Here is a 17,309-nt window from a genome sequence, read left to right as displayed (position 1 = left end):
GATGTCGCGCCGGAAGGCCAGGGCGCGGATGGGATTGCCGATGAGCTCGGTCAAGGTGATGACCGGCGCAACCGCCGCGCTCCCTCGGCGCCGCGCATGATCGCGGCAATGATTACGATCGCCGGGTCGCGCTTGAGCCCATTTTTGGATCGGGCTCGCCGGCATATGGAATCCTGTCGGCCGTATCATAATCCTCATTGCACCAGCGCCCCACGACGTCGCCGACCGAAAGGTTCTTTCTCGCCCATTTTTCCAGTTCGGCAAACCGCTTCGCCACGTAGCCGTCATAGGCATCCATGCTGCCGAGACCATAGCCAGGATATGGGCTGCTCAGATCCTCCTGCATCTTCCAGATCACGCCGCGGCCAGGGACCACAAACGCCGGGTGAATGTCCCGCGCCAGCGCAATGCCGCGCTTGCGGTATTCCGGCTTCAGATCGCCGAGACGCGCCAAAGCAAACAGCCACATCGCCAGATAGTGGAAGTACTGGCCGTCGCGATCCGCCGCTTCGCCGATCCTCAGTCCGCGCCGGCGGCCGAGCACACGCTCGACATCGGCCACCAGCCGCTCGGCCTCGTCCAGCCAGCGCTGTTCGCCAGTTTCCGCATAAAGCGAGACGTAGAGCACGACTCCGAATGCATCGGTCCACAGATACCGCAAGCCGTTGGGCCAGATGCCTTCGGCGCGCATCCAGTCGAGTTTTTGCAGGACATAATCGACGTCACGCAGCATCGCGCCAAGGCCCGAATCCACGGCAGACTTTGCCGATGTTCGGTGTCCCGCGATTGTGAGCATGCGGCATGTCTGCCTCCGCTCCGATTGGCCTTAGCCAGATACCGCGAAACGATCTGATCGGCGGCAGGTTCCTTGGCCGCTGTCACCGGCGCGACCGGGAACCCTCGACCTGATCATGAGTTTCGGATCCAGGCGCTCACAACGGGATGCGGGGGTTACCAGTCATTTTCGGAGCCTTTCGATCGAGGAGGCAAAGTTGCGACACCGCCAAATCAGAGTTGACGGAATTACTGTCTTCTTTCGCGAGGAAGGCCCGGCCGACGCTCCGGTGCTTCTGCTGCCGCACGGCTATCCCTGTTCGTCCTATCAGTTTCGAAGGCTGATGCCCGGACTGGCTGATCGCTGGCACACGTTCGCCCCGGATTTTCCTGGCTTCGGCTACAGCGCTACGCCCGACATGGCTGCATTCGGCTACGATTTCGAGACCTATGCCGGGTTTTTGGCGGCTTTCGCGGACGCGCTCGGCCTGTCTCACTATGCGCTCTGGCTGCACGATTACGGCTCGCAGATCGGATTGCGCCACGCCATCGCCTATCCGGAGCGCGTTGCCGCGCTTATCATCCAAAACGGCGACATCTACGAAGACGTGCTCGGCCCGAAATACGCAGCCATCAAGGCGTATTGGAACGACAAGACGCCCGACAAGCATCGCCCGCTGGAAGAAGCGGTGAGCGAGGAGGGCTTCCGGCACGAGTTCATCGGTGAGGTTGGCGAGGCCGTGGCCGAGCGCGTGCCACCGGATCTGTGGAAACTCCATTGGCCTCTGATGGACACGCCGCCCCGTCGGCGGCTTGCGGTCGGCCTGATGGAGAAGCTGGAGGCGAACCTCAACTGGTTCCCGAAATACCAGGCTTATCTGCGCGAACGGCAACCACCGACACTGATCGTCTGGGGTCCCGAGGATGGCTATATGCCGGCCGCATCGGCCCGCGCCTACAAGCGCGACTTGCCGCAAGCAGAGCTCCATCTCCTCGATGGCGCCGGCCACTGGCTACTGGAAACCCATTTCGATGAGGCGCTTGCGTTGGTGCGCGACTTCCTCGCACGCGTTCACAGCCGAGCACCGACGCGACCGTCAGGTAACCAGTTGAAAGCGTGGTGATCCCGACAGGAATCGAACCTGTGACCTACAGATTAGGAATCTGCCGCTCTATCCTACTGAGCTACGGGACCACGCGGCCCGACACATAACCGCTTCGGGACGTTTCGCCAAGAGGCAGCTAGGCCGCTCGCTTGGGTTCGACCGCGAACGGGCTCAGGCCGAGCCAGGTCTGCATTTTGCGCGCGATGTCCTGGTCGCCCGTCAAGATGACTTTCGGCCCGGCCTTCTCGACGGTGATCAGCCCCATCCAGATTTCGGTCATGGTGTGCAGGTCGGTCGAGACGTAGAGATCGACATCGAAGCCCGGATCGTACCAGCAGAGGTCGACCTCGCCGTGCTTCTCGACGATCAGCCACCATGACCGCTTGGAGGCGGGGAGCTCCTGATACAGAAATTGTATCACCGTGCGCCCGTCGGGCAGCGGCGACGCGTTGAGATTGCGCCGCATGTCCCACATCAGCAGCGATGGATCGAGGTTCTTCAGCGACAGCCGCGACTCGACCCATTTCTGGCCCCAAAAACCCATCGCCTCGACGACGGAACGGAGATCCCTGCCTGCCTCGGTCATCCGGTATTCGAAGATGCCTTTCTCGCCGCGCACCTCCTTGCGCTCGACGATCCCGGCCAGTTCGAGCTCCTTGAGCCGTTGCGACAGAAGGGTCGGCGACATTTTGGGGACGCCGCGGCGCAGATCGTTGAAACGGGTCGAGCCCGCCACCAATTCGCGAAGCAGAACCATGGTCCAGCGGGTGCACAGCACCTCCGCGGCCATCGATAACGGGCAGAACTGTTTGTATCCGGACTGGGTCACGATGTTGCCTTCCCCTCAAACTCCGCCGGAACCATAGGCCTTTCCCAGCGACGCGGCGAGTACAGAAACTGTACCGGCCCAGTGCGGTGGAATCGAAGTTCCTGCTTTCTGGGTGGCATCAGCGTTAGGAACTTCAAATCCAAAACCACACTGGAAATCCAAGCACTTGCTGGTGTGGCTTTTGAATCCGAAATTCGCTCGCTGCGTAGCTCCAAAGTGAATGCGAATTTCGGATTCGCCACACCAGTACAGATCGGGGACTGGCTGGCGCGACCCTTGCCATGCGACCCCTCTGCCGCTGCACGGGATACCCCTGTGCACGACCAGGAGACATGACCCATGACCGCTTACGTTATCGCAGACATCAAGGTGAGGGACCCGAAGTGGATGCCGGCCTATGCCGCGTCGGTCCACGACCTCGTTCACAAGCACGGCGGCAGATATCTGTCGCGCAGCGGCAATGTGAAGACGCTCGAAGGCAAGCCGCTCGACACGACGCTGATTGCCTTGATGGCGTTCCCGACCGAGGCCGCGGCGCGCGCCTTCACCGACGATCCTGCCTACGCGCCGTTCGTTTCGGCCCGTCAGGGCGGCAGCGACAGCCGTTTCCAGCTGATCGACAACTCCGATCTGGCCGGAACCATCCCCTATCTGCCGAAGGGATGATCGGCATTCGTCGCATCGGGACAGGGATCTCCCAGCAACAACAGCCACAGCGCCCACCTGCCGGACCTCCTTACTTCCGGCGGCCGGCCGGGCTGTGCTTTTCAAGAAGAATGGAATGACTATGACAATCAACTTTCGCAACAAGTTCCTCGCTGCCGCGGCGCTGCTGTCGGCCTGCACCGCGCTGGCGCAGGCGCATCAGGCAGCGCCCGCGCCCGGTCCCAATCCGCTGGCCGACAAGGTACGCGCGGCCAACAGCCGCTTCGAGAATGTGGCGGCGGCGACCGCCGAGGGCTACGCGCCCATTCCCTGCGCCAGCGGCATCACCGGCGGCGCCATGGGCATCCACTATGTCAATCCCGGCTACCTCAAGGACGACGCGGTCGATGTCGCCAAGCCGGAAGCGGTGATGTACGAGCCGATGGCCGACGGCACGCTAAAACTGATCGCGGTCGAATACATCACCTCGAAAGGCCCGGCCTCGCTCGATGGGCATCTGTTCAACTTCAACAGCGCCCCCAACCGCTACGGCCTCGGCCCGTTCTACGAGCTGCATGTCTGGGCCTGGAAGGGCAACCCGACCGGCGCGTTCGCGGACATGAACCCGAACGTGTCGTGCGAACCGACGACTGCTGTCAGCCAGTAAGCAGCCGAGCCAGGCGGCGCCAACGCCGCCTGGCCGAATGTGGGAGCAGGCCCCAAAGAGGTCGGGATAGCGGAACTTTCGGGACGCCGGCGCGCTTTAGTGTCCCGAAGGAGACACCGCATGAGCGCCACCAAAGAGTTCTTTCAAACGTGGCTGCAGGAGAATGTCGGCAATTTGCCGGCCGAGAGCGAGGTGAGCGTCGCCGTTCTGGCGCAGCAATTCGAGCAGGACGCCGACGCTGCCGGCTATGGCCACGAGGTTCGCGAAGACGAACTCGGCAATATCCAGGAGGCGATCGAGGCAGCCCTGAAGAAGGCGAGGACAGGCGAAGAGCCGCAGGCTGCCGACGACAATGAGCTGGCGCCGGTCATGGAGGCGCTGGAGGTCGAGGATCCGAAGAGCGGACCGTAGCGGTTGCGGCTCTTCCCTTCCACGCTACATGACCGGGCATAATGGATGCCAAACACCTCACACTCGGCGTCGTGATCGGCGTGGCTATCGGCGTCGTGTTGGACAACATTGTTGCGGGCATCGGTATAGGTATTGCTCTGGGCATTGCCTTCGGCCTTGCCCGGAAGTCGTCCGGCCGGAAGTGACCAGCAGAACATGTCCTGCCCGGTTTTGCCGCCCAGAGGTGCGGCGGTTGCCGCACCGCCGATGCCGAATGGCTACGCCGCCAGCGCTGTTTCCGCCAGCTTCACCCAATAGCTCATGCCGTGCGGGATGACCTCGTCGTTGAAGTCGTAGGCTGGGTTGTGCAGGCCGGCGGTATCGCCGTTGCCGATGAAGATGAAGGCGCCCGGCCGCGCTTCAAGCATGTAGGAGAAATCCTCGCCGCCCATCACCGGCTGGATGGCGCGGTGCACATGGCTGTCGCCGGCGACGTCGGCCGCGATGTCGCTGGCAAAGACCGTCTCTTCCGGATGGTTGAAGGTGACGGGGTAATTGGCATTGTAATCAACCTCGATTGTCGCGCCGAAGGCAGCGCCCAGGCCTTGGCAAAGTGCGCGGATGCGCTCCTCTGCCTTCTTGGCGACTTCCTTCTTCAGCGTGCGTACGGTGCCGGCGATCTCGGCGGTCTCGGGAATGACGTTATAGGCGTCGCCGGCATGGAATTTCGTCACCGAGACGACCACCGCCTCGACCGGATCTGTGCTGCGCGAGGCGATCGTCTGCAATGCGCCGACGAGTTGGCTGGTGATGACGATCGGATCGATGGTGCCGTGCGGCATCGCCGCGTGGCCGCCCCGGCCCTTGACGGTGATGGTGAATTCGGCGGTCGCCGCCATGATCGGGCCCGGCCTGATGGCGAACTGGCCGACCGGCAGGCCCGGCATGTTGTGCATGCCGAAAACCTTGGAGATACCGAAGCGCTCCATCATACCGTCCTTGACCATCTCGTTGCCGCCGCCGCCGCCTTCTTCGGCCGGCTGGAAGATGACCGCGACGGAGCCGGCGAAATTGCGCGTTTCGGCGAGGTATTTGGCGGCACCCAACAACATAGCGGTGTGGCCGTCATGGCCGCAGGCGTGCATCTTGCCGGGGACGGTCGAGGCATAGGATTTGCCGGTGATCTCGTTGAGCGGCAGGGCATCCATGTCGGCGCGCAGGCCGATGGTCGACCCTTCGCCGTGGCGGCCGCGGATGATGCCGACGACGCCGGTCTTGCCCAAACCCGTCACGATATCGTCGCAGCCGAAAGCCTTCAGCTTCTCGGTGACGAAAGCGGCGGTCTTGAAGACGTCGAAATTCAGCTCCGGCGTCTGGTGCAAATGGCGGCGCCAGCCGGCCACCTCGTCCTGCATTTCGGCGGCTCGGTTCAGGATCGGCATGATGGTTCCATTTCGCTGTTGGAGCAGGCGGTCTTGGCCTGCTGCTTTGCAATTGTGCCTGCTGCCTTGCAACCATGCACGCTGCTTTGCATTGTGCTGCTGCTTCCACATTGTGATCGGCAGCACTTTGCCATGTTGACGTCACATAGAGTAAATAGCACCGCGACTGTGGTCCGGGAACAGAGGGCCGGACCATTATCCTGGCGATCGTGTAACGAAATCTTACGGAGCCAGGTGCGACTGCGGCAAGAGGCTATTTCGGTTTTCATGATGCGCTACAGGCATTTCCTCAGACTGTTGGTGGCGGGCACGGTGGTGCTTGCGTCGCTGGCCGGGCCTGCCTTGGCCAATCCGACAATCCTGTTCGACCTGAACAGCGGCAAGATCCTGCAGCACAAGGAGGCGTTCAGGCGCTGGTACCCGGCGTCGCTGACCAAGCTGATGACCGCCTATGTGGCGTTTCGGGCGATTGCCGCGGGCGAGGTCCAGCTCGATTCGCCGATCAAGGTAACGAAACATTCCGCCGGCGAGCCGCCGAGCAAGATGGGCTTCAAGCCGGGCTCGGTGATGCGGTTGGACAATGCGCTGAAGATGATGCTGGTCAAATCGGCCAACGATATCGCCATGGCGGTCGGCGAGAATATCGGCGGTTCGCAAGCGGCTTTCGCCGAGCGCATGAACGCCGAAGCGCAGAGGCTCGGCATGAGCGGGTCCCATTTCGTCAATCCGAACGGGCTCTATTCGCCGGACCAGTATACGACGGCGCGCGATCTCGCTTTGCTGGTGATGGCGATTCGCAAGGAATTTCCGCAATATGCCCCCTGGTTCTCGATCGAAGGCCTTGCCGTCGGCAAGAAGGCGATCTCCAACTACAACCTGCTGATCGGCCGCTATCCGGGTGCCGACGGCATGAAGACGGGTTTCGTCTGCTCGTCCGGTTTCAACATGATCGGCTCGGCGACCCGCAACGGCCGCACCCTGGTCGCCGTGGTGCTCGGCGAACGATCGGCAGTCACCCGCGCCGAGGCGGCGGCAAAACTGCTCGACCAGGGTTTTGCAACCCCGGCGCCGAGCTGGCTGACGGTCGCGGCGCTGCCCGCCTATGGGGACACCATGTCGGCCAACGACATGAATGACGAAATCTGCAAGAAGAAGCCGGTCGAGGAGCAGTCGGAGGCCGCCCCCGCGGTCGGCGACAAGGGCAAGGACGTGCCGAAATCGCCCTATCAGGAAAAGCTCGACCATGTGCCGACGCTGATCGCCGTCGGCCTCGGCGGCGCCACGGGGCCGAAGCCGAAGGCGATGGTCGACGCTTCCGGGCAGGAATATGCCGACGTGCCGCTGCCGACATGGCGGCCGGACCGGGCGCCGCCGGCCGGCGCCGAGCCAGTTGTGGCCGGATCCGCCACCGCCGCGCAGGTCCAGCAGCCGGCCAAGGCGCTGAACTAGCCGCATGGCCGGCTTCCCGATCCCCGTTTCGGTGCTCACCGGCTTTCTCGGTGCCGGCAAGACGACGCTGCTCAACCGGCTGCTCCGGGATCCGGCGCTCGCCGACACCGCCGTCATCATCAACGAGTTCGGCGAGGTGGCGATCGACCATCTCCTGGTCGAGCAGGCCTCCGACGGCATCATCCAGCTCTCCGACGGCTGTCTCTGCTGCACGGTGCGCGGCGAGCTGGTCGACACGCTGGCTGACCTCGTCGACCGGCTGCAGACCGGCCGCATCGACCGGCTTGCCCGCGTCATCGTCGAGACCACCGGGCTCGCCGATCCCGCCCCCGTACTGCAGTCGATCATGGCACACCCCGCCCTGGTCCAGGCCTTCCGGCTCGACGGCGTCATCACCCTGGTCGATGCCGTCAACGGCAATGCGACGCTCGATGCGCATGTCGAGGCGGTGAAGCAGGTGGCCGTCGCCGATCGCATGGTGCTCAGCAAGGCCGACCTGACCACGGATGCAGGCGATGTCGAGGCGTTGCGGGCGCGGCTCAGGCAGCTCAACCCGGGCGCCGTGGTGCTCGACGCGGGCGAGGCAAGCACCGCGACCCTGTTCGATAGCGGCCTCTACAATCCGGCCACCAAATCCGTCGATGTGCAGCGTTGGCTGGGCGAACAAGCCGGCCACGACCATGACCACGGCGGGCATGATCACGACGGGCATGATCACGACGAGCATGACCATGCCGACCATGATCACCATGACCACAGGCACGATTCCCGTGTGCGTTCGTATTCGCTGGTTCATGACGGGCCGGTGCCGTTTTCGGCAATCGAGATGTTCCTCGATCTGTTGCGCTCGGCGCATGGCGAGCGCCTTTTGCGGATGAAAGGCGTCATCGAGCTTGCAGAAGACCGGTCGCGGCCGCTGGTTATCCATGGCGTGCAGAAGATCCTGCATCCGCCGGTGCAACTGCCGGCCTGGCCGGACAGCCAGCGCGGCACCAGACTGGTGCTGATCACGCTCGACATGCCCGAAGACTATGTCCGGCGGCTGTTCGCCGCCTTCACCAACCGGCCGTCGATCGACACGCCGGATCGCGCAGCACTGGAAAGCAACCCGCTGGCTATTGCCGGATCGTGATCTCCCCCCTTGAGGGGGAGATGTCGCCGAAGGCGACAGAGGGGGTCGCCTCGGCTGGCGCGACCCCCTGTGGGACGAAACTTGGTGCTTCACGCGCGGCGACCCCCTCTGGCCTGCCGGCCATCTCCCCCTCAAGGGGGGGAGATTACGCGTTCAGCCGCCGCGCTCGACCAGGAAGCGGTGGCCGCCTGCCATCGTCGTCGTTTCGATCAGCCGATGGCCGCTCTCGGCGCAGAAGGCGGGAATGTCGATGACGGCGAGCGGGTCGGTGGTTTCGAGCCACAGGCGGCTGCCCGGCTGCATTGCGGCCAGGCGCTTTTTTGCCTTGAGCACGGGCAACGGGCAGTTCAAGCCTTTGAGGTCGTAGACGGCGGCGGGGCTGGTTGAGGGCCTGTCTTCCTGGCCCCCATCTTCTTGCTCAAGCATGAAGTTCAGCCGCCAAACATGCCGAGCAGCTTTTTCTTCAACCTTGTCGCCGTGCTTTCGGCGTCCGCAGCCTGCGTTTCGACTGCCGGGGCGGCGTCCGATGGCGCTACGGTGGCGGTGGCGACAGGCATCTCTGCGGCGGTCTTGGCAGCTTCCTTTTCGGCGAGCGCCTGGGCTTTGGCAGCTTCCTTCTCGGCCAGGGCCTGTGCCTTGGCTGCCGCTTTCGCTGCCTTCGCCGCTTCTATCGCGGCAAGCCGCTGTTCCTCGGCCTTCTGCTTGGCGGCCTTTTCGGCGTCGAGCGCCGCCATCTTGCGGCCCGCCGGCGAATCGATGCGGCCCATGCGCGCCGTTTCGGCCACCGTGCCGTCCGGGTTGAGCGAGGGCGGCTCGATCGGAACGCGTTCGCCGCGGGCACGCCGCTTCGACCAGTCGGAAACGATGCTGGCTTCCTTGATCCCGGCGATGGTCGGCTTGGGTGCCGGCACGCTGGCCTTGACGGCGCCGTTGAAGGCCGCCTCATAGGTGCTTTGATAGGCGTTGATGGCGCTCTTCAGCGAATCGGGCTGGGTGGTCACAGGGCAAGCGCCGGTCGGATTGAAGGGCGAGCCGTCGGCCGCTACCTGGTTGAAGACGTAGCGCTTCTCGCAGACGTCGACTTTCGGCGGCACCTTGGTGACCTCGAAATTGTCGTAGCCGACCTTCAGCATCTTCCAGAATTCGTAGTTCGGGTCGTTGCGATAGCGCGCCATGTTGGCTGCGGTCATGCGGAACGGAAAAGCCTGGATCTGGAACTCGGTCTGGCCGCCCTGGAAGGCGTCGCGGCCGAAAGCGTAGATCTGCTCGATCTGCGCGTCGGTCATCGAATAGCAGCCAGACGACGAGCAGGCGCCATGGACCATCAGGTTGGAACCAGTGCGGCCATTGGCGCGGTCATAGGCGTTCGGGTAGCCGATGTTGAAGGACAGGTGGTAATTCGACCGCGGATTCATCTGTGCCGGGCGGACCGTGTAAAAGCCTTCCGGCGCCTGGCGGTCGCCTTCGGTGAACTTCGGCCCGAGCTTGCCCGACCATTTGCAGATGTCGTAGCTGGCGACCAAGTCGTAGCGGCCGTTGGTCTTGGCCTTCCAGATTTCGAGCTTGCCTTCTTCCTTGAAGATGCGGGCCATCACCGAGGAGGTGCGGACCATGCCCTTGGCTTTCATCTCGGCCAGGATCTTGTCCGGCAGCGGCTTGTTGGCTTGCGGCGCAAAATCCTTCATCGAAGCGTCATTGCAGCCGGCGACGCCGATCGCAGCGATCAGAACTCCGGTGCGGGCAAGCTTGGCAAACATGGATATGGCTATCGTCTTCATCTCTGCGCCGCGGATGCCGCGGCTGCTAAACTGACCACTGACGGACCCTAAGCCCGTTAACCTTGAAAATTCCTTACCGCAATCATGCTGGCGCGTCCCCTTACGGCAACCCCACTGAGCCGAATGCGGCGGCATTTTTGTGGCAAAACTGGTTCACGCCGCCACATTTCGGGCCGCGTGCCTGCCGGACGTTACAGATTGCGGCCCATCGCCAGGTATTTCTCGCGGCGATGCTCGCGGAAGTCGGTGTTGGCGCCGGAGAATTCCTTCATCGTCCTGGCGATGAGGTCGCCGGTGGCGGCAATCACCGTTTCGGGGGCGCGATGGGCACCGCCGAGCGGCTCGGCGACGATGGCGTCGATGATCTTCAGCTCCAACAGATCCTGCGCCGTGATCTTCATGTTGGTCGCAGCGTCCTTGGACCGCGTGGTGTCGCGCCACAGGATCGAGGCGGCGCCTTCCGGCGAGATCACCGAATAGATGGCGTGTTCGAGCATGTAGACGCGGTTGGCGGTGGCGATCGCTATGGCGCCGCCCGAGCCGCCTTCGCCGATCACCACCGAGATCGACGGCACCTTCAGGCCAAGGCAGGCCGAGGTCGAGCGGGCGATGGCTTCTGCCTGGCCGCGCTCTTCGGCGTTGACGCCGGGATAGGCGCCGGCCGTGTCGACCAGCGTCAGCAGCGGGATCTGGAAGCGGTCCGCGAGTTCCATCAGCCGCACCGCCTTGCGGTAGCCCTCCGGCCGCACCGAGCCGAAATTATGCTTCAGCCGGCTTGCCGTATCGGAACCCTTCTCCTGGCCGATGATCGCCACCGGCTCGCCACGGAAGCGGGCGAAGCCGCCGACGATCGCCTGGTCTTCGCCGAAATTGCGGTCGCCGGCAAGCGGCGTGAAATCGGTAAGCAGGCCCTTGATGTAGTCGATGCAATGCGGCCTGTCCGGATGGCGCGCCACCTGCACCTTCTGCCATGGCGTCAGCGCCTTGTAGGCGTCGCGCAGCGCATCGCGCGAGCGCTTCTCGAGACGGGCGATCTCATCGCCGACATCGACCGCCTCGCCGTTCTCGGCAAGCTTCTTCAGCTCAAGGATCTTGCCTTCGAGATCCTGCACAGACTTTTCGAAATCGAGGTAATTGTACATTCTTGGGCGAACCGGCAAGTCGGAAGGCAATGACTGACGCAAGCCCGAAAATGCAGGCTGGGCGCGGTGGAGCGTCGTTCTCACATAGCGATATGACGCCTAGTCGGCAAGCGGATGATGATCGTTGACCAGACGCACCAGCCGCTCCTCCAGCACATGCGTGTAGATCTGCGTCGTTGAAATATCGGCATGGCCGAGCAGCTGCTGCACGGCCCTGAGATCGGCGCCATTCTGCAAGAGATGGCTGGCGAAAGCATGGCGTAGCACATGCGGCGATATCTTCGCGGCGGCAATGCCGGCCCGCGCGCCGAGCCCTTTCAGCTCGCGGGCAAAGACCTGTCTCGAGAGATAGCCGCTGTCGGCGGCGGCCGGAAACAGGAACGGGCTGTCGGCAAGAGCCGGCACCGCCGCCCGGGCGGCAAGCCAGGTCCGCATCGCCGTGCGCGCCTTGGCCGACAGCGGCACCATGCGCTCCTTGTTGCCCTTGCCGCGCACCATAAAAAAGCGATCGTCGCGCTGCGCCACCGTCACGGGAAGGCCGACCAGCTCCGAAACGCGCAAGCCGGTGGCGTAGAGCACCTCGACCAGCGCGTGCAGGCGCAGCGCCGCCAGCCTGTCGCCTTCATGCATGGAGGCCTCCTGCGCCGCGCGGTCGAGCAGCCGGCCGGTATCGGCTTCGCTCATCGTCTTGGGCAGCGGCCGGCCCTTCTTCGGGCTGTCCAGCGTGCCGGTCGGATCGTCGCCGCGCAGGCCCTCGGCATAGAGGAACTTGAAGAACTGCCGGATCGCCGACAATTTGCGCGCCTGCGAGGTGGCGGCAAAGCCGCGCGCGGCGATGTCGTCGAGATAGGCACGGATGTCGGCGCTGGTGGCAGCGGCAAGCCCACCGCCGATCCCGGCGGAAGCGTCTTCGAGGTCGCGGCGATAGGAGGAAAGCGTGTTTTCGGCGGCGCCGCGCTCGGCGCTCATCATCTCCAGGAAGGCTTCGATGCGAGCGGCGCTGTTCATTTTTTGGGATTGAGCTTTTCCGGAGGGATACGCACGCTCATTTCCGCCTTCCTCGGCTCGACGAACATGACCAGGGCGAACATCGCGCCATAGACAATGCCGGCCAGAATCGCGAGCGTCACGACAAAGCGAAACAGTGTTGGCATTAATTTTCGCCCGTCGTCTTATTCTGCATTTCCAACCCTGTGCCCTTATGAGACGCCAATCCGGCCAATTCAAGGGTGAAGCCCATAGTCCCGGTTGCGCCGCGCTTGACGCAAACAGGCTTTTGATGTCGATACGCCGCCAAAGAGGCCCTAGAAGCATGAACGCGCTACCAGCAAATCCTCCGGGCGAGAGCCATGCCGCGCTGCTCGGCCGGCTGGGCGGCCGTTCCATCGTCTTTGTCGGGCTGATGGGCGCCGGCAAGACCGCAATCGGCCGCAAGGTGGCGGCGATGCTGGCACTGCCCTTCATCGACAGCGACCAGGAGATCGAAAGCGTCTCGCGCATGAGCGTCCCGGACCTGTTCGAGCGCTATGGCGAGGCGGAGTTCCGGGCACTGGAGCAGCGCGTCATCCTGCGTGTGCTGGAGCACGGGCAGCAGGTGCTGTCGACCGGCGGCGGTGCCTTCATGAACGCGCAGACGCGCGAGGCGATCGCCAGCCATGGCGTTTCGGTTTGGCTGAAGGCCGAGATCGACCTGTTAATGGAGCGCGTTTCCAAGAAACAGAACCGGCCGCTGCTGAAAAGCGCCGATCCGCGCGCCGTGCTGGAACGGCTGATGGCGGAACGCTACCCGGTTTATGCCGCGGCCGATGTCGTCGTGCCGACCCGCGACGACCGCAAGGAGATCATCGCCGCTGAAGTGGTGGACGCGCTGCGCGGCCATCTCGGCGTTGCCGGCATCGACGAGGTGCGGTCGTGAGCGCTGATGCAACGGTCACTGTCGAAGTCGGGCTTGGCGAGCGTGCCTACGATATCTTGATCGGCCCCGGCCTGCTGTCACGCGCCGGCGCCGAGATCTCGCGCCGTCTGCCGGGGACGCGGGCGGCGGTCGTCACCGACGAAAACGTTGCGGCCGCGCATCTCGCAGCGCTTGCGGCCGGCCTGGCAAGCGGTGGCATCCAACATGCCGTCATCACGCTGCCGCCAGGCGAAAAGACCAAGAGCTTTGCGCATCTCGAGGAGGTGGTCGACGGCGTGCTGGCCGCCAAGCTGGAGCGCGGCGATGTCGTCATCGCGCTCGGCGGCGGCGTCATCGGCGACCTGGCCGGCTTCGCCGCCGGCATCGCGCGGCGCGGCATGAACTTTGTGCAGGTTCCGACCTCGCTGCTGGCGCAGGTCGATTCCTCCGTCGGCGGCAAGACCGGCATCAACAGCAAGCGCGGCAAGAACCTCGTCGGGGTATTCCACCAGCCGAAGCTGGTGCTGGCCGACACCGAAGTGCTCGACACGCTGCCGATCCGCGAGTTTCGCGCCGGCTATGCCGAACTGGCCAAATATGGGCTGATCGACCGGCCCGAGTTTTTCGCCTGGCTGGAAGAAAACTGGCGTCAAGTGTTTGCCGGCGGGCCGGAGCGGGCTGCGGCCATCGCCGAGGCCTGTCGTTCCAAGGCCGACGTCGTTGCCCGCGACGAGTTCGAGACCGGCGACCGCGCGTTGCTCAATCTCGGCCACACCTTCGGTCATGCGCTGGAGGCGGCGACCGGCTATGACGGCGCAAGGCTCGTACATGGCGAGGGCGTCGCCATCGGCATGGCGCTGGCCCACCGCTTTTCGTCAAGGCTCAATTTGGCGAGCCCCGACGACGCTGCGCGTGTCGAGGCGCATCTTCGCGCCGCCGGTCTGCCCTGGCGGATGGCCGACATTCCAGGCGAACTGCCCGACGCCGAGACGCTGTTCTCCTTCATCACCCAGGACAAGAAGGTGTCGCGCGGCGCGCTGACCTTCATCCTGACGCGCGGCGTCGGCCATGCCTTCATCGCCAGAGATGTGCCGGCCTCGGAAGTGCTGGCGTTCCTCCGGGAGAACCATCCGGGTCGGCAGGAAAGCCGGCCGGGATGAGCCAGGCTGGCTGGATCGCGGCTGCCGTGCTCGCCGGCCTCGGCGTGCTGGGCTTCGTCTTGCGCCGGCGCCTGCTTGCCGCCTTCGGCTACGAGCTGCAACGCATGGAGCCGCAGCGCTCGGCGCGCGAGGAACTGCGCGGCGCCGTCGACGATTTCCGCCGCGACGGCCAGGTGGTGCGCGAGGACCGCGCCCGCATCGGCGGCCTGTTCGACCTCGAGGAGCTCGAAGTGTCGGACGTCATGGTCCACCGCACCAATATGCGCTCCGTCAACGCCGACGACCCGCCCGAAGCGGTGGTGCGCGAGATCCTGCAGAGCCCGCACACCCGCATGCCGTTGTGGAAGGGTTCGCTCGACAACATTGTCGGCGTGCTGCACGCGAAGGATCTGCTGCGCGCGCTGAACGAGGTCGGCAACGATTTTTCCAGGATCGACGTGATGAAGATCGCGTCGAAACCGTGGTTCGTGCCCGACACCACGACGCTTCAGGAGCAGCTCAATGCCTTCCTGCGCCGCAAGGCGCATTTCGCCATCGTCGTCGACGAATATGGCGAGGTTGAAGGGCTGGTGACGCTGGAAGACATCATCGAGGAGATCGTCGGCGAGATCGCCGACGAGCACGACATCGACATCCAGGGCGTCAAGCAGGAGGCCGACGGCTCCGTCGTCGTCGACGGCACGGTGCCGATCCGCGACCTTAATCGGGCGCTCGACTGGAACCTGCCGGACGAGGAAGCCACCACCATCGCCGGCCTTGTCATCCACGAGGCGCAGTCGATCCCGGACGAAAAGCAGGCCTTTACGTTTCACGGCAAGCGCTTCGTCGTCATGAAGCGCGACAAGAACCGTATCGCGCGGCTGAGGATCAAGCCGGCGATGCTTGGAGAATGACAGTGCGCACCTTGTGGCAGCCGTGGGCAGTCAGGCGTTGATGACGATCGATCGGCGAAGCCTGCTTCTGGCGTCGATGGCGGCGCTGCTGCCGGGACAGGCTGCGGCGGCATTGCGGCTGCGTTCGCCGTCGCCCGAAACCTTCGACTATGGGCCGGCCAAGCTCGACATTTATTCCCGCGACGGCGCAAGCGGCCTGCCGGTCGTCTTTTTCGTCCATGGCGGCGCCTGGCGGGTCGGCAACCGCGGCAACGTCAATGCCAAGCCGCAATTCCTGCTCGACAATGGCTTCTGCTTCGTCTCGATCGACTACCGGATGCTGCCCAAGGCCGACGTCGCCACCCAGGCGGCAGATGTCGAACTGGCCTATCGTTACGTCCGCGCCAACATCGCCAGGCATGGCGGCGATCCGGACCGGATCGTCGCCATGGGCCATTCGGCCGGCTGCCATCTCGTCGCATTGACCGGGCTGCGCGGCGGCCTGCCCGGCGTCGCGGCGCTGGTTCTCGACGACACCAGGGCCTACGATCTGGAGGCGCTGGCCAGAAGCGGCGGCATGGCAGGGGTCTATGCCCGCGCCTTTCCCGATCCGGCACAGTGGCGCGCGCTGTCGCCTGTCACCTATGTGGAAGGGCGCAAGCACCCGCCGACCTTCATCGCCCATTCGCGGGCGAAAGCCCGCGCGGCGGACGCGCAGGCCTTCGCCGGGCGTCTGCGCGCCACCGGAACCAGGGTCACACTGTTCGACGGCAGCGCCTATTCGCACATGTCGATCAATCGCGACTTCGGCACCGAGGGCGATGCATTGACCGCAGCGGTGATGGCTTTCTTGAGGGCGAGCCTCGGCTGAAATTTACCAGCGGGTCTTTTCGCCGGGCGCCGCCGGCTCGATCGCTAGGGCATGCACGCCGGATTTCAATTCCTCGGCCAGCAGATCGTTGACGGCGCGGTGACGTTCGACGCGGCTCATGCCGGCAAAGGCTGGCGCGACGATGCGGACGCGGAAATGCGTCTCGCCGGCGCCGTCGAAGGTGGCGTGATGGCCGGAATCCACATGATGATGGCCGGCATGGAGATGGCTTTCGTTGATGACGGCCAGCCGTTCCGGCGAAAACGCCTTTTTCAGCTTGTCTTCCATCGTTGCCTGTATGGACATCGCCGCTTCCCTTCACCACATCTATGTCATCGCACAAAATTCGCAATTCGCCGGTTTTATGCCGCGATTCAGCGGTTAGGGCGATCATCGCGAAAATGTCAATTCTTGTTTCGCATGCGCGAACAGCCCATAAATGGGTGAGATGAAGCCGTACCCAAAATATTTCGAAAAGATTCGCATCCGCCCGGAGAAGGACGCGGAGCTGAAGTCGCGTTCGCCGATCTGCCAGTGGGATGGCTGCAAGGAGGCCGGTACCCACCGTGCCCCGGTCGGACGGATGAAGGAAGGCGAGTATTTCCAGTTCTGCTTCGACCATGTGCGCGAGTACAACAAGGGCTTCAATTATTTCTCGGGCGTTCCCGACACCGAGATCGCCCGCTTCCAGAAGGAAGCCATGACCGGCCACCGGCCGACCTGGAAAATGGGCGTCAACGGCGCATCGACCCGCTCCTCGCCGGACTTTGCCCAGGCGCGCTCCGGTCGCGCCGGCTACTACAATCGCATGCGCGATCCGTTCGACCTGTTCAAAGGCCCGAAGGACCCGCGCGAAGCACGCGAGCGCAAGGCCAAGCCGCTTGAGGCCAAGGCACTGGAAACGCTTGGCCTTGATACAAAGGCAAGTGGCAAGGATATCAAGGCGCGCTATAAGGAACTTGTGAAACGCCACCACCCGGATGCGAATGGCGGCGACAGAGGTTCGGAAGACCGGTTCCGCGATGTGCTCCAGGCGTATCGCGTGCTCAAGCAGGCAGGTTTGTGCTGAGCGACCTTACGGTTCGTGTCGTTTTCCAACTTTCATAAGGTTGGAAAAGGCTCTAAGACCGCCCCCGAACAAAATCGATTGCCGGCGAA

General features: G+C 63.9%; 21 protein-coding genes and 1 tRNA gene. 12 read left to right on the top strand and 10 right to left on the bottom strand.

Annotated features, from left to right (window positions below):
- Positions 1-112 precede the first annotated feature (112 nt).
- Positions 113-754: a hypothetical protein gene (locus tag NKH41_RS16045; RefSeq protein ID WP_352540221.1), complete on the bottom strand. Its 642-nt coding sequence runs from the start codon at positions 752-754 to the stop codon at positions 113-115.
- Positions 755-992: 238 nt separating this feature from the next.
- Here NKH41_RS16045 and NKH41_RS16040 point away from each other — a divergent pair, with 238 nt between their 5' ends.
- Positions 993-1,898: an alpha/beta fold hydrolase gene (locus NKH41_RS16040; RefSeq protein WP_352471462.1), complete on the top strand. Its 906-nt coding sequence runs from the start codon at positions 993-995 to the stop codon at positions 1,896-1,898.
- Here the strand turns inward: NKH41_RS16040 and NKH41_RS16035 are convergent.
- Both NKH41_RS16035 and NKH41_RS16030 read right to left on the bottom strand, forming a co-directional pair.
- Positions 1,893-1,969 (bottom strand) — tRNA-Arg (locus NKH41_RS16035). The two genes, NKH41_RS16040 and NKH41_RS16035, sit on opposite strands and share 6 nt — an antisense overlap.
- A 47-nt stretch (positions 1,970-2,016) precedes the next feature.
- Positions 2,017-2,709, bottom strand: a complete 693-nt coding sequence (locus NKH41_RS16030; protein ID WP_352457625.1) for a winged helix-turn-helix transcriptional regulator — start codon at positions 2,707-2,709, stop codon at positions 2,017-2,019.
- Positions 2,710-3,048: 339 nt separating this feature from the next.
- On the opposite strand from NKH41_RS16030, the gene NKH41_RS16025 reads away from it, so the two are divergent.
- The 4 genes from NKH41_RS16025 to NKH41_RS16010 all read left to right on the top strand — a co-directional run bounded on the left by NKH41_RS16025 (position 3,049) and on the right by NKH41_RS16010 (position 4,617).
- Positions 3,049-3,375, top strand: coding sequence for a DUF1330 domain-containing protein (locus tag NKH41_RS16025; protein ID WP_023677873.1), 327 nt, complete (start codon positions 3,049-3,051; stop codon positions 3,373-3,375).
- Between the two features lie 121 nt (positions 3,376-3,496).
- Complete coding sequence (locus tag NKH41_RS16020) at positions 3,497-4,021, top strand: hypothetical protein (RefSeq protein ID WP_502900161.1); 525 nt, start codon at positions 3,497-3,499, stop codon at positions 4,019-4,021.
- A gap of 120 nt (positions 4,022-4,141) precedes the next feature.
- Positions 4,142-4,432 carry a hypothetical protein gene (locus NKH41_RS16015; RefSeq protein WP_352471460.1) on the top strand — a complete coding sequence of 97 codons (291 nt, stop codon included), beginning with the start codon at positions 4,142-4,144 and terminating at the stop codon, positions 4,430-4,432.
- Between the two features lie 41 nt (positions 4,433-4,473).
- Positions 4,474-4,617, top strand: a complete 144-nt coding sequence (locus tag NKH41_RS16010; RefSeq protein WP_198023575.1) for a glycine zipper domain-containing protein — start codon at positions 4,474-4,476, stop codon at positions 4,615-4,617.
- A gap of 72 nt (positions 4,618-4,689) precedes the next feature.
- Here the strand turns inward: NKH41_RS16010 and NKH41_RS16005 are convergent, their stop codons facing one another.
- Positions 4,690-5,853, bottom strand: coding sequence for a M20 aminoacylase family protein (locus tag NKH41_RS16005; RefSeq protein WP_352451192.1), 1,164 nt, complete (start codon positions 5,851-5,853; stop codon positions 4,690-4,692).
- 270 nt (positions 5,854-6,123) lie between these two features.
- Between NKH41_RS16005 and NKH41_RS16000 the strand changes: the two genes are divergently transcribed.
- Both NKH41_RS16000 and NKH41_RS15995 read left to right on the top strand, forming a co-directional pair.
- The gene (locus NKH41_RS16000; protein ID WP_352471494.1) at positions 6,124-7,302 is read left to right on the top strand and encodes a D-alanyl-D-alanine carboxypeptidase family protein; all 1,179 of its coding nucleotides are present in this window, start codon (positions 6,124-6,126) and stop codon (positions 7,300-7,302) included.
- Between the two features lie 4 nt (positions 7,303-7,306).
- Complete coding sequence (locus NKH41_RS15995; protein ID WP_352471459.1) at positions 7,307-8,434, top strand: CobW family GTP-binding protein; 1,128 nt, start codon at positions 7,307-7,309, stop codon at positions 8,432-8,434.
- 153 nt (positions 8,435-8,587) lie between these two features.
- Here the strand turns inward: NKH41_RS15995 and NKH41_RS15990 are convergent, their stop codons facing one another.
- The 5 genes from NKH41_RS15990 to NKH41_RS15970 form a co-directional block, all read right to left on the bottom strand.
- Entirely contained in the window at positions 8,588-8,860 is a 273-nt protein-coding gene (locus NKH41_RS15990) for a sulfurtransferase TusA family protein (RefSeq protein ID WP_352770038.1), read from the bottom strand.
- Between the two features lie 5 nt (positions 8,861-8,865).
- Positions 8,866-10,191: a L,D-transpeptidase family protein gene (locus NKH41_RS15985; RefSeq protein WP_352770058.1), complete on the bottom strand. Its 1,326-nt coding sequence runs from the start codon at positions 10,189-10,191 to the stop codon at positions 8,866-8,868.
- Positions 10,192-10,403: 212 nt separating this feature from the next.
- Complete coding sequence (locus tag NKH41_RS15980) at positions 10,404-11,354, bottom strand: acetyl-CoA carboxylase carboxyltransferase subunit alpha (RefSeq protein WP_352770035.1); 951 nt, start codon at positions 11,352-11,354, stop codon at positions 10,404-10,406.
- Between the two features lie 99 nt (positions 11,355-11,453).
- Positions 11,454-12,362 (bottom strand): site-specific tyrosine recombinase XerD, encoded by a 909-nt coding sequence (locus tag NKH41_RS15975; RefSeq protein ID WP_352770033.1) that lies wholly within the window; start codon positions 12,360-12,362, stop codon positions 11,454-11,456.
- Entirely contained in the window at positions 12,359-12,508 is a 150-nt protein-coding gene (locus NKH41_RS15970) for a hypothetical protein (RefSeq protein ID WP_023677884.1), read from the bottom strand. Before NKH41_RS15970 ends, NKH41_RS15975 begins: the two co-directional genes overlap by 4 nt.
- A gap of 158 nt (positions 12,509-12,666) precedes the next feature.
- On the opposite strand from NKH41_RS15970, the gene NKH41_RS15965 reads away from it, so the two are divergent.
- Genes NKH41_RS15965 through NKH41_RS15950 form a run of 4 tightly spaced genes read left to right on the top strand, consistent with a single transcriptional unit; the run spans position 12,667 to position 16,151 of the window.
- Positions 12,667-13,269, top strand: coding sequence for a shikimate kinase (locus NKH41_RS15965; protein ID WP_352770030.1), 603 nt, complete (start codon positions 12,667-12,669; stop codon positions 13,267-13,269).
- Positions 13,266-14,408 carry a 3-dehydroquinate synthase gene (gene aroB, locus NKH41_RS15960; protein WP_352770028.1) on the top strand — a complete coding sequence of 381 codons (1,143 nt, stop codon included), beginning with the start codon at positions 13,266-13,268 and terminating at the stop codon, positions 14,406-14,408. The genes NKH41_RS15965 and aroB overlap by 4 nt, the downstream gene beginning before the upstream one ends.
- Entirely contained in the window at positions 14,405-15,301 is an 897-nt protein-coding gene (locus NKH41_RS15955) for an HlyC/CorC family transporter (protein WP_352471453.1), read from the top strand. The genes aroB and NKH41_RS15955 overlap by 4 nt, the downstream gene beginning before the upstream one ends.
- Positions 15,302-15,341: 40 nt before the next feature.
- Positions 15,342-16,151 carry an alpha/beta hydrolase gene (locus tag NKH41_RS15950; RefSeq protein WP_352770025.1) on the top strand — a complete coding sequence of 270 codons (810 nt, stop codon included), beginning with the start codon at positions 15,342-15,344 and terminating at the stop codon, positions 16,149-16,151.
- Positions 16,152-16,154: 3 nt separating this feature from the next.
- Here the strand turns inward: NKH41_RS15950 and NKH41_RS15945 are convergent, their stop codons facing one another.
- The gene (locus NKH41_RS15945) at positions 16,155-16,457 is read right to left on the bottom strand and encodes a BolA family protein (protein WP_352770023.1); all 303 of its coding nucleotides are present in this window, start codon (positions 16,455-16,457) and stop codon (positions 16,155-16,157) included.
- Between the two features lie 133 nt (positions 16,458-16,590).
- Between NKH41_RS15945 and NKH41_RS15940 the strand changes: the two genes are divergently transcribed.
- Positions 16,591-17,220 (top strand): J domain-containing protein, encoded by a 630-nt coding sequence (locus tag NKH41_RS15940; protein ID WP_254816626.1) that lies wholly within the window; start codon positions 16,591-16,593, stop codon positions 17,218-17,220.
- The last annotated feature ends 89 nt before the right edge of the window (positions 17,221-17,309 follow it).

This window comes from Mesorhizobium sp. M1169 (assembly GCF_040318345.1).
In the GTDB taxonomy this organism is placed as follows: domain Bacteria; phylum Pseudomonadota; class Alphaproteobacteria; order Rhizobiales; family Rhizobiaceae; genus Mesorhizobium.
This window is presented reverse-complemented; position numbering and strand designations above follow the sequence as displayed.

Excerpts from the sequence above, each read along its gene's own strand:
- NKH41_RS16025 (WP_023677873.1), top strand. The coding sequence starts at position 3,049 with ATGACCGCTTACGTTATCGCAGACATCAAGGTGAGGGACCCGAAGTGG.
- NKH41_RS16020 (WP_502900161.1), top strand. The coding sequence starts at position 3,497 with ATGACAATCAACTTTCGCAACAAGTTCCTCGCTGCCGCGGCGCTGCTG.
- NKH41_RS16015 (WP_352471460.1), top strand. The coding sequence starts at position 4,142 with ATGAGCGCCACCAAAGAGTTCTTTCAAACGTGGCTGCAGGAGAATGTC.
- NKH41_RS16010 (WP_198023575.1), top strand. The coding sequence starts at position 4,474 with ATGGATGCCAAACACCTCACACTCGGCGTCGTGATCGGCGTGGCTATC.
- NKH41_RS16005 (WP_352451192.1), bottom strand. The coding sequence starts at position 5,853 with ATGCCGATCCTGAACCGAGCCGCCGAAATGCAGGACGAGGTGGCCGGC.
- NKH41_RS16000 (WP_352471494.1), top strand. The coding sequence starts at position 6,124 with ATGCGCTACAGGCATTTCCTCAGACTGTTGGTGGCGGGCACGGTGGTG.
- NKH41_RS15995 (WP_352471459.1), top strand. The coding sequence starts at position 7,307 with ATGGCCGGCTTCCCGATCCCCGTTTCGGTGCTCACCGGCTTTCTCGGT.
- NKH41_RS15990 (WP_352770038.1), bottom strand. The coding sequence starts at position 8,860 with ATGCTTGAGCAAGAAGATGGGGGCCAGGAAGACAGGCCCTCAACCAGC.
- NKH41_RS15985 (WP_352770058.1), bottom strand. The coding sequence starts at position 10,191 with ATGTTTGCCAAGCTTGCCCGCACCGGAGTTCTGATCGCTGCGATCGGC.
- NKH41_RS15980 (WP_352770035.1), bottom strand. The coding sequence starts at position 11,354 with ATGTACAATTACCTCGATTTCGAAAAGTCTGTGCAGGATCTCGAAGGC.
- NKH41_RS15975 (WP_352770033.1), bottom strand. The coding sequence starts at position 12,362 with ATGAACAGCGCCGCTCGCATCGAAGCCTTCCTGGAGATGATGAGCGCC.
- NKH41_RS15970 (WP_023677884.1), bottom strand. The coding sequence starts at position 12,508 with ATGCCAACACTGTTTCGCTTTGTCGTGACGCTCGCGATTCTGGCCGGC.
- NKH41_RS15965 (WP_352770030.1), top strand. The coding sequence starts at position 12,667 with ATGAACGCGCTACCAGCAAATCCTCCGGGCGAGAGCCATGCCGCGCTG.
- NKH41_RS15955 (WP_352471453.1), top strand. The coding sequence starts at position 14,405 with ATGAGCCAGGCTGGCTGGATCGCGGCTGCCGTGCTCGCCGGCCTCGGC.
- NKH41_RS15950 (WP_352770025.1), top strand. The coding sequence starts at position 15,342 with ATGACGATCGATCGGCGAAGCCTGCTTCTGGCGTCGATGGCGGCGCTG.
- NKH41_RS15945 (WP_352770023.1), bottom strand. The coding sequence starts at position 16,457 with ATGTCCATACAGGCAACGATGGAAGACAAGCTGAAAAAGGCGTTTTCG.
- NKH41_RS15940 (WP_254816626.1), top strand. The coding sequence starts at position 16,591 with ATGGGTGAGATGAAGCCGTACCCAAAATATTTCGAAAAGATTCGCATC.